Here is an 8,933-nt window from a genome sequence, read left to right as displayed (position 1 = left end):
GTTTAAGCTTTGCCCCCATTATGAATATATTCTACCCCGCCCGCCTTTTTTTGTCAATTTTTTTTCTTCATTTCTGGGCCGAATCATTGGCGGCGATGGATCCGTTGGAGCTTTGAGTCAATGGGTACGCAAGGGTGCAAATAACGTGCAAATTATGTTGCATAAATGCTTATAAAATAACTCCCGAGACTTCACTGGGGTGCCAATCCGGTTGTGCTTTGGCATTCAAAGGGGCAAAGATAGAGAAAAACAAAGCAATAGAAAGATGAGGAGCGATGAACCAATCGGAAAAATCAAAAGCGGACGAATTGTGTGTTTTAGCGGGTAAGTAAATGCGAGGGAAACAGAAATGAATGAACCTCAGAGGCGATCGGATAGAAACAAAGCGGATAGAGAGTTCGGCCATTCTCAGCGAGTTTCTACCAGTCGATCGCTTGCGGACTGAGACAATTAACCTCGTCTTGAGGGTTCCAAACTTGACCATCGAGAGCCATTTGTTCGATTAAACTAGCCAAACGCAACGCTTTGAGCGCTTGTTCGCCACCAACCGACGGTTGATTTCCGCCGCGAACGCAATGGATGAAATGTTCTAATTCAGCGTGTAGGGGTTCGATATTGCTGGTATGCACCTTTTCGATTAACCCATCTTGACGGTAAAGTACCTGACCGTATTCGGTCATGTAATTTGCCGTAGTTTGCCGATGAATTAGAATTTCATTGTTGAGGAAATCCGCCTCAGTTAAAGAATTTTTGCAATGGGCGACAATCCGGCGAAGTTTGCGATGAGTCACCTTACTAGCAGTCAGGGTTGCGACTACTCCATTCGCAAAGCCCAAAGTTGCCGTCACGTAGTCGAGATAGGAATTGCGATCGGGGTCATTTTTGCAGGCACAACTGCCACTTGAGGTGAGTCGGACCACTGGCGCGGCGGCTAATTCCAACAACAGGTCAATATCGTGAATCATCAGATCCAGGACCACCGAAACATCGTTAGCGCGATTAGAGTAGGGACTCATGCGATGGGCCTCGAGGGCTAGAACGGGTTCGGTTTTGAGAACTTTACTCAGTTCTTGGAATGCGGGATTGAAGCGTTCGATATGACCGACTTGCAAGATACAGCCCGACTCTGCAGCGGTATTCACCAGGGATTCCGCCTCAGAAATGCTTGCCGCAATGGGTTTTTCGATCAAGACATGGACTCCCGATTGGAGGCAAGTCATGCCCACCGAGTGATGCACTCGGGTGGGAACTGCGACGCAAACGGCGTCCACATGGGGAAGCAAGTCGCGGTAATCTTCAAAAAAGCGAATGCGATATTTGCTGGCAATATCGAGTCCGCGTTCGACATTAATATCGGCAACACCGACTAACTCGATATCTTTTAACAAACTTAGCACCCGGGTATGGTGCTGTCCCATATTGCCCACGCCGATTACACCTATTCGTAGGGGTTCCGGCTGACTTCGCGGACTATAACGATTGAATTGCCAAGCTGACATGCGATTATTTTGCACTCCTGGATTTCTCCTCCACCACCAAAAGACTAGAGTCTAGCTATAGATAGACATCTAGGGTTTAAAACCATTCAGATACTATCACAGCTAATCTGTTTGTAAAGATTCACTAAGTTGAGGGCTAGTTCCAGATGGGTTTTTACCTGGGGTAGAAGAAACTCCCCCGGGGGGTTGAGTTTTGTTGGGGAAATATTTTTCGGCAATTTTTCATTGGCTTTCTGGGTTGAGGGAATTGCGGTTCAGGGAGGGCGAGGGGTTTGACCCCACAGCTAAACTGGGCGGCTTTCCATGCCCCAAATTCGGAGGCGAGGGGTGGTTTTTTCCTTTTAATGACAGAAAAGCCGGGGGAAACACTCGGTTTAAATTGAGAGTTGAGTCTTTTATTTTTGAGGTTAAACCTTGGAGAGTTTTGTGGAAAAATGGCGGATTTTAGGGGATAGTTTAACTTTAAAAATGATAGTTGTTTTGGGTTATTTTAAAAAATATTATATTGATTTTCACGCCAAAAAATACCGATAAAAAAGGTAAGCCAAGCAGGGCTGTTGTGGGGATAAAAATAGAGAAGTATGCCTCGATTTGCCAAGGTTTTTATTAACAAAATTGGCGAATTTTGTCAAGGGTAAATTTAACAAAAGTTCGGTATAAACTCGGCAAAAAAGTCACCAGCGAACGCACTGGTGACTGAAAAGAGGATTTAAAGCATTTTAAACCTCAACCAAAAGTAGAGCCATTCCAGCCCCACATAGAACCTTTCGCATCAGAGAACTCGATGTAGATGCGATTTTCCGGGACAGCGAGAGCTTGACTAATCTGCCCGCAAAAGTCCTGACTCATGGACTTGGTGCGATCGCCCCCCATAGTCCCGACGCTTTTAATTTCCACATAGCAAACCGGGTCGAGGGAGCCAGCAAAGGTCATAGCCACATCAGGTTCAAAAGCCGTCATCACGTAAGATTCCGGTTTCCCCAGATGCTTAGCCAAGTTTGCAGAAAGCTGCTTGAGCATGTTTTCCACGTCAGCTTTTGCCGGTGCGGATACAGAAGTTTGAACTTTAATCAGAGGCATAATTCACACAGTCATTGGGTTTGGGAAATCGGTTCACAATGGTAACAAAGGGGTAGAGAGGGTACGCCATTGCTACCATGGGAGGGCGTCGCTTCAGTTTGAGCAACAGCAGAGTTGAAACCGGGTTTTTCTGTGATTGGTTGCTACGCACAGATCGGTTGGTCTGCGCGAGTGCCCCGACGCCCTAGCCACCGTAATTCCAGCCGGTGCTTTCGAGTAAGAGGGGTTCGCCATCGCGGTGGACGCCTGCGGCGATCGCTTCGCCGATAAATACGGTGTGATCGCCCTTTTTCACTGCATCCACCACCTTGCATTCCACATATCCGAGGGAATCGGAAATAATCGGACAGCCGGTTTGGCCCACATAAAACTCCACATCCTCAAACTTGTTTCCCACGCGAGTTTGGGGCTTAAAGAACTTTTGGGCGATATCCTTTTGGCCGGCTTCCAAGACGCTGAGGGCAAACACGCCACTAGCTTCGATCATCGCGTGGGATCCAGAGTCGCGCTTGACGCAGTTCACCACTAACGGCGGATCGAAAGAAGACTGCATCACCCAACTGGCGGTAAACCCGTTGAGATTGTCCTCATGCTTCACCCCACAGATATAAAGACCGTGGGGAATTTTTCGCAGGATTGTTTTTTTTGCTTGTTCGTCTAACATTGACTTGTTTACCCGAGGCATAAACTTGCGATCAGTTTATCGCGTCGTCTCCGTTTGGGGATCTGCCTTTTGGAGAGCATCGCCATTGTGGGGGCGACCGGGACGAAACAGATGGCGATGTTCGGGATGGTACAGACGCGATCGCTTTTTCGGCGCGATCGCCCCTTCAGAGCCGCGATCGGCCAAAGCTGGACTAATCAAATACATGGTGGTGCGAATCAAATGTTCCCGGTGAGTCACTGCCGCCATTTCTTCCAAAGGTACCAGCAGAATTTTTTCATCGGGCCATCCCACGCGATAGCAGATGGCGATCGCTAAATCTGCCGGATAATGCTGCATCAGCTTTTCCTGTGCCCGTTCCACGTGGCGGGCGCTCAGATACAAACACAAACTGGCTTTATGCGCCGCCAATCCTGCCAATTCTTCAGCTTCCGGAACCGATGAGGCCCGCCCGCTGATGCGAGTCAGAATAATCGTCTGCACCAATTGAGGCACAGTCAGTTCCACATTGAGTTTCGCCGCCGCTGCTTGAAATGCACTAATCCCGGGAATAATCTCAAACGGAATCTGCGCGAGAGCTAAAGCTTCCATTTGCTCGTAAACCGCACCGTAGAGGGTCGGATCCCCAGAGTGGAGGCGAACCACCGACTCACCGGCGTTCACCTTGGCAATCATCAGCGGCAAAATGTCTTCCAGAGTTTTATTCCCGGTGGGAATTAACTCTGCATCCGGGCGTACTCCGTGCAAGATTTGTTTTGGCACTAAGGAGTCCGCATAGAGAATCGCATCAGCTTGCGCCAGGATTTTCTGTGCCTTGACGGTGAGTAAATCCGGATCCCCTGGTCCTGCACCGACAATGTAAACGGCAGGTGCGAGGGGAAAAAGACCCGCTTTCGGGTTAGTTTGAGTTGCTGCTTCAGACATGAAAATTCTTGTGTTAATTTACCTAAGACTTCCGGATGCAACCGAGGGGACTCGTAGATAAAAAAGTGGTAGATGCACCCTGGTTAAACCCTAGAATTCGTTCTAGGGTTTTCTTTTTTTTTGGCGATAAAGGTTAGGAAGAGCCAGAGGAGCGATCGCGCCTGGAGACCACATCGGGCAAGGGTCGTTTCCACAGATAAAGCCACCCTAACCCGGCCAATCCCAAGGCGATTCCTGCTAAACTGACTAACTGGGCAATTCGCAACGGCCCGAGCATTAAACTATCGGTTCGCAATCCTTCAATCGACAATCGCCCCAAACTATAGGCGACCAAATAGGTTAAAAATAACGTACCGACTTTCAAATTTGGTTTTCCTTTCAAATCTCTAAAAAATAAAAATAACAACAAGGCGAACACCATTAAATTCCACAGAGACTCATAAAGAAAAGTGGGATGAAAGTATTCAAATTGCATATAGGCGGGGGGACGAGATTGGGGTGGAATGTAGAGTTTCCAGGGCAAATCCGTCGGTCCGCCAAAGGCTTCGGAATTGAAGAAATTGCCCCACCGTCCGATCGCCTGACCCAAAATGACGGAAGGAGCCACCAAGTCTGCCAGTTGCCAAAAAGAGATGTTTTGCACCCGGGCAAAAATGGCGGTAGCGATCGCCCCGGCGATGATGGCTCCGTGAATGGCAATTCCCCCTTTCCAAATGGCAAAAATTTGGCTGAGGTCGTCGGCGTAGATCGGCCACTGAAACAAAACGTAATAAATGCGCGCCCCCGGAATTGCCGCCAACACCAACCAGAAGATTAAATCCCCGAGTAACTCGGGTCTGACGCCTCGGCGCTGAGCGAGATATTGGGAAAGAGTGACGCCGATGAGTACAGCGCCGGCAATTAACAACCCGTACCAACGGATAGTTACCAGTCCGATATCGACAATTTCCGGACCGGGGGAAGTAAATTGAAACCCTAAGGTTAACGTAGAAATATCCATAACAGGGGAAGTTTGGGGGTGGGGAAACACAGTGGCGTCGCGCCTTTGGGGAGGGACATTCACTTCCCCGGGTGCGAGAGGCGTGCCTGGTAGATGCCCGGAAATTAGCCAGAACATATCGATTCTTTGCTATCTTCTCATAGGATGGGCGCAGCCAAGCGTCGTGAGTCGAAAAATCGCACCAGCACCGAGATACTATGGACTTTCCCTTAGCGCGGCAATATTTTTATCGAGAAATTCATCAACCCGAGGAGCAAATCGATTTAGCAAAGGCAGCGCTCTACATTGCACAAGAAGAGTATGCGGAACTGGATCCGGCAGAATATCTCAATGCTTTGGATACGATGGCGGCGGAGGTGGGCGATCGCTTGCCCGAGGAACGCTACCCTTTGCGAATCGTGCAGGCGATGAACCAATATCTCTATGAAGATTTGGGGTTTACGGGCAATACGTCGGATTACTACAACCCGGACAATAGCTTTCTGAATCGAGTCATCGATCGCCGCACCGGAATTCCGATTACCTTGTCTTTGGTGTATCTGGAAATCGCGCGGCGGTTGGAGTTTCCAATGGTGGGCATTGGAATGCCGGGACATTTTCTGATGCGCCCGGATGTGGAGGAGATTGGCATTTTTGTGGATGCGTTTAATGGCGGGGAGGTGATGTTTCCGCAAGATTGCGAGCAGCGTTTGAGTCAGATTTACGGTCAGTCGGTGACGCTGCAACCGGAGTTTTTAAAACCGATCGCGCCCAAGGGGTTTTTGGTGCGGATGCTGACGAATTTGAAAATAATTTACCTACAGGGGAGCGATGCGAAACGCTGTCTGGCGGCGATCGAGCGGATTTTGTTGATATTTCCGGATTCGGCGGTGAATTTGCGCGATCGCGGATTGCTGTACTATCAAAGCCGTCGCTGGACGCAGGCGCGTCAGGATTTAGAGAGTTATTTGGAGATCGCGCCTGATGCGGCGGATGTGTCGGTGATTCGCGAAATCCTACAAAGGATGGGGTAGGGTGGGCAATGCCCACCGGAGAGTGATTGGGGTTAAAGCCGCTGTCTGAGGATAAATTCGGCGATCGCTAAATCCATTGGGGTGGTAACTTTCAGGTTGGTTTCTTCCCCGGGGACGATTTCCACTGGTAGGCTGCATTTTTCAAATAATGCGGCATCGTCGGTGACTTCCCAGGCAAGTTGGCGGGCTTTGTCGTGGCAGTGTTTGAGTTGCGCTACGTTAAATCCCTGGGGGGTTTGGGCGGCCCATAGTTGTCGGCGATCGGGGGTTTGTTGAATCAGGTTAGAGCGATCGGCGACGATTTTAATGGTGTCTTTGACGGGGATAGCCGCAATCAGTCCGGGAGAGTGGCGCAGGCGTTGAGCGCAGCGATCGAATAGGTTTGGGGTGGCCAAACAGCGCGCGCCATCGTGAATTAACACTTGGGTTGCGTTTTGGGGGAGGGACTGCAAGCCGTTATAGACGGATTCTTGGCGGGTGGTTCCTCCTTGAATGAATTCGAGGGGTTTGGTGAGGGGATGGCTGGCGAGAATGGCTTTAAATGCGGGCCAATCTGCTGGTTGGCCGATGATGCCGATCCAGGTAATTTGCTCCGATGTATTGGCGGCTTTAAGGGTCCAAGCGATCAGAGGTTGTTCGAGTAAGGTCAGGAGCAATTTGTTGCGGTTGCTGCCCATTCGCCGTCCCATCCCGGCTGCTGGAATCAATAAATGCACGGTTGTTTTCCTAAAGTTGGTGGTCGATGGTGGTTTGGGGGTGGCGCTTCGCGTGGGCTGACGCCTAAAGAAAATCGAAGAAAGGGTCAAAATTCCCGGCAATGGGGTTGACAAAATGAGAAATATGTGGTAATAAATCGGCGCTACGGCCACCCCCGCTTGCATAGACTGGCAAAAACACTACCTATTGTTTCAGAATCAGTAAACTGGGGCTATTGTATTAGCCGATGTATTAGTTGGCGATGATGAGCGGCGATGCCATTGGCAGGCTGGAAGGGAAAGCTGCTAGAGGGTAGATTTTGCATTCATCATCGCATTAGGTATATCTTCGCGTACAATAAATTTGTTCAGTAAGCACAATCCATCGAGATGCGAATACTGGCCCTTGTCCCTGGCGGAATTGGCGACCAAATTTTGTTTTTCCCGACGTTGGATGACCTCAAACGGTTTTATCCCAACGCACAGATAGATGTTATTGTGGAGCCTCGGTCGAAAGGTGCCTACCGAGTGTGCAAGTTATTCCATGACAAGTCCCTACAGGTGCTTCCGTTCGATTTTAAGGATCGCAACGGATTGGCTGATTGGGGCAATTTACTTGGCATCATGCGCGATCGCGAATACGATGCGGTTTTATCCCTCGGACAGCGCCCGGCGATCGGCTTGTTGCTCTGGCTAACCGGAATCCCGACCCGGATCGGCTATGCCGGCACTTCTCCTTCGTTTTTCCTGACTAACCCGGTACCCCTGAATCCCGACCAGTACGCGGCTTCTATGTACCACGACTTGCTGCAAGGGTTCGGGATTACCACTCCTTGTCCCGAACTGTCGGTGACGTTGCTCAAGGAGGATCTGCGATGGGCGGAGGAGGAACAGGAACGACTGGGGGTAAAAGAAAGTGGCTACATCCTGATCCACGGCGGCGCGAGCGAACTCTCGCAAGCAAAAGGACTTGATAAAATCTACCCGGCGCAGAATTGGCAGGAGATTATTACGGATCTTCAAGAACGTCAGCCCCAATTGCCGGTGGTTTTGGTTCAAGGGCCCTCGGATCGAGGGTTATGCGATCGGTTGGTTCGATCCTGTCCGGGTGTGAAGGTGACTTCTCCCCCAGATGTGGGCAAGTTAGCTGCCGCGATCGCCGCTGCGAATCTGATGCTGTGTACCGATAGTGCCCCCATGCACCTAGCGGTGGCGGTGCAAACTTACACCATCGCTCTGTTTGGTCCGACGGATCCGGCAAAGTTGCTCCCAACTGGCGATCGCTATATCCCGATCGCGTCTCCGACGGGCAATATGGCCGATATTTCCCCAAAAACTGTTTTGGAAAAGGTTTGGGGCGGCTAGCATTAAGGTCAAGAATTGAGAATTGAGAATTGAGAAAATTCTTAATTCTTAGTTCTTAATTCTTCATTTTTTGTGGTTATGAAATCTGCAGTATTCCTCGACCGAGACGGCGTTCTCAATCAAGAAGTGGGTTATATCCACCGGGTGGACGACCTGCATTTAATTCCCGGTGCGGCTGTAGCCGTGCGGCGATTGAACGATCGCCAGTTTTTTTGTTGTTTGGTGTCCAATCAATCCGGTCCGGCGCGGGGATATTACCCGATCGCTCATGTGGAGGCATTGCACGAGCGTTTGTGTCAGTTACTCGCCGCTGAAGCCGGCGCGCGGTTGGACGCGCTCTATTTTTGTCCCTATCTCAGCCCTCCGGAAGGAGGCAAAACCCCAGAATTTACCCGCTGGAGCACTTGGCGCAAACCGAATACGGGCATGTTGGTGGCGGCGGCTTGGGAACAGGATCTCGATGTGCGCCGCAGTTTTATGGTGGGGGATAAGGCGACGGATGTGGATCTGGCCCATAATGCGGGCTGTCGGGGCATTTTAGTTAAAACCGGCTACGGCGATCGCGTCTACCGGGGGGACTATCAACACCACACCCACCCGGATTATCTGGCGTCGGATTTAGCCGATGCCGCAAACTGGATTTGTCAGCAACCCCAGGCGTAATTGGTCAATGACAAATGACCAATGACGAAG

At 50.3% G+C, this 8,933-nt stretch carries 9 protein-coding genes; 3 read left to right on the top strand and 6 right to left on the bottom strand.

The features are described from left to right. Nucleotides 1-419: 419 nt before the first annotated feature. The 5 genes from LKK83_RS31380 to lgt all read right to left on the bottom strand — a co-directional run bounded on the left by LKK83_RS31380 (nt 420) and on the right by lgt (nt 5,167). The gene (locus tag LKK83_RS31380) at nt 420-1,499 is read right to left on the bottom strand and encodes a Gfo/Idh/MocA family oxidoreductase (protein WP_324635377.1); all 1,080 of its coding nucleotides are present in this window, start codon (nt 1,497-1,499) and stop codon (nt 420-422) included. Nucleotides 1,500-2,225: 726 nt separating this feature from the next. Continuing rightward, nucleotides 2,226-2,579 carry a phenylpyruvate tautomerase MIF-related protein gene (locus tag LKK83_RS31375; protein ID WP_324635375.1) on the bottom strand — a complete coding sequence of 118 codons (354 nt, stop codon included), beginning with the start codon at nt 2,577-2,579 and terminating at the stop codon, nt 2,226-2,228. 184 nt (nt 2,580-2,763) lie between these two features. Beyond that, entirely contained in the window at nt 2,764-3,243 is a 480-nt protein-coding gene (locus LKK83_RS31370) for a flavin reductase family protein (RefSeq protein ID WP_324635374.1), read from the bottom strand. Between the two features lie 36 nt (nt 3,244-3,279). Beyond that, complete coding sequence (cobM, locus tag LKK83_RS31365; RefSeq protein ID WP_324635373.1) at nt 3,280-4,167, bottom strand: precorrin-4 C(11)-methyltransferase; 888 nt, start codon at nt 4,165-4,167, stop codon at nt 3,280-3,282. Between the two features lie 133 nt (nt 4,168-4,300). After that, the gene (gene lgt, locus LKK83_RS31360) at nt 4,301-5,167 is read right to left on the bottom strand and encodes a prolipoprotein diacylglyceryl transferase (protein WP_324635372.1); all 867 of its coding nucleotides are present in this window, start codon (nt 5,165-5,167) and stop codon (nt 4,301-4,303) included. Between the two features lie 197 nt (nt 5,168-5,364). On the opposite strand from lgt, the gene LKK83_RS31355 reads away from it, so the two are divergent. Further along, nucleotides 5,365-6,180 (top strand): SirB1 family protein, encoded by an 816-nt coding sequence (locus LKK83_RS31355; RefSeq protein ID WP_324635371.1) that lies wholly within the window; start codon nt 5,365-5,367, stop codon nt 6,178-6,180. Nucleotides 6,181-6,212: 32 nt separating this feature from the next. Here LKK83_RS31355 and ispD read toward each other — a convergent pair whose 3' ends face one another. After that, nucleotides 6,213-6,896, bottom strand: a complete 684-nt coding sequence (ispD, locus tag LKK83_RS31350; RefSeq protein ID WP_324635370.1) for a 2-C-methyl-D-erythritol 4-phosphate cytidylyltransferase — start codon at nt 6,894-6,896, stop codon at nt 6,213-6,215. 369 nt (nt 6,897-7,265) lie between these two features. Between ispD and LKK83_RS31345 the strand changes: the two genes are divergently transcribed. Beyond that, nucleotides 7,266-8,240: a glycosyltransferase family 9 protein gene (locus LKK83_RS31345; RefSeq protein WP_324635369.1), complete on the top strand. Its 975-nt coding sequence runs from the start codon at nt 7,266-7,268 to the stop codon at nt 8,238-8,240. Between the two features lie 78 nt (nt 8,241-8,318). After that, nucleotides 8,319-8,903 carry a D-glycero-alpha-D-manno-heptose-1,7-bisphosphate 7-phosphatase gene (locus tag LKK83_RS31340; protein ID WP_324635368.1) on the top strand — a complete coding sequence of 195 codons (585 nt, stop codon included), beginning with the start codon at nt 8,319-8,321 and terminating at the stop codon, nt 8,901-8,903. Nucleotides 8,904-8,933 lie beyond the last annotated feature (30 nt).

It is taken from the genome of Phormidium sp. CCY1219, from assembly GCF_035615515.1.
Taxonomy (GTDB): Bacteria; Cyanobacteriota; Cyanobacteriia; order Cyanobacteriales; family Laspinemataceae; genus CCY1219.
Note: the sequence above shows the minus strand (reverse complement) of the source record. Positions and strands in the feature narration are given on the sequence as shown.

What these genes read in the sequence shown, in the direction of transcription:
- LKK83_RS31345 (WP_324635369.1), top strand. Translation starts at nt 7,266, where the DNA reads ATGCGAATACTGGCCCTTGTCCCTGGCGGAATTGGCGACCAAATTTTG.
- LKK83_RS31355 (WP_324635371.1), top strand. Translation starts at nt 5,365, where the DNA reads ATGGACTTTCCCTTAGCGCGGCAATATTTTTATCGAGAAATTCATCAA.
- lgt (WP_324635372.1), bottom strand. Translation starts at nt 5,167, where the DNA reads ATGGATATTTCTACGTTAACCTTAGGGTTTCAATTTACTTCCCCCGGT.
- LKK83_RS31340 (WP_324635368.1), top strand. Translation starts at nt 8,319, where the DNA reads ATGAAATCTGCAGTATTCCTCGACCGAGACGGCGTTCTCAATCAAGAA.
- LKK83_RS31380 (WP_324635377.1), bottom strand. Translation starts at nt 1,499, where the DNA reads ATGTCAGCTTGGCAATTCAATCGTTATAGTCCGCGAAGTCAGCCGGAA.
- LKK83_RS31370 (WP_324635374.1), bottom strand. Translation starts at nt 3,243, where the DNA reads ATGTTAGACGAACAAGCAAAAAAAACAATCCTGCGAAAAATTCCCCAC.
- cobM (WP_324635373.1), bottom strand. Translation starts at nt 4,167, where the DNA reads ATGTCTGAAGCAGCAACTCAAACTAACCCGAAAGCGGGTCTTTTTCCC.
- LKK83_RS31375 (WP_324635375.1), bottom strand. Translation starts at nt 2,579, where the DNA reads ATGCCTCTGATTAAAGTTCAAACTTCTGTATCCGCACCGGCAAAAGCT.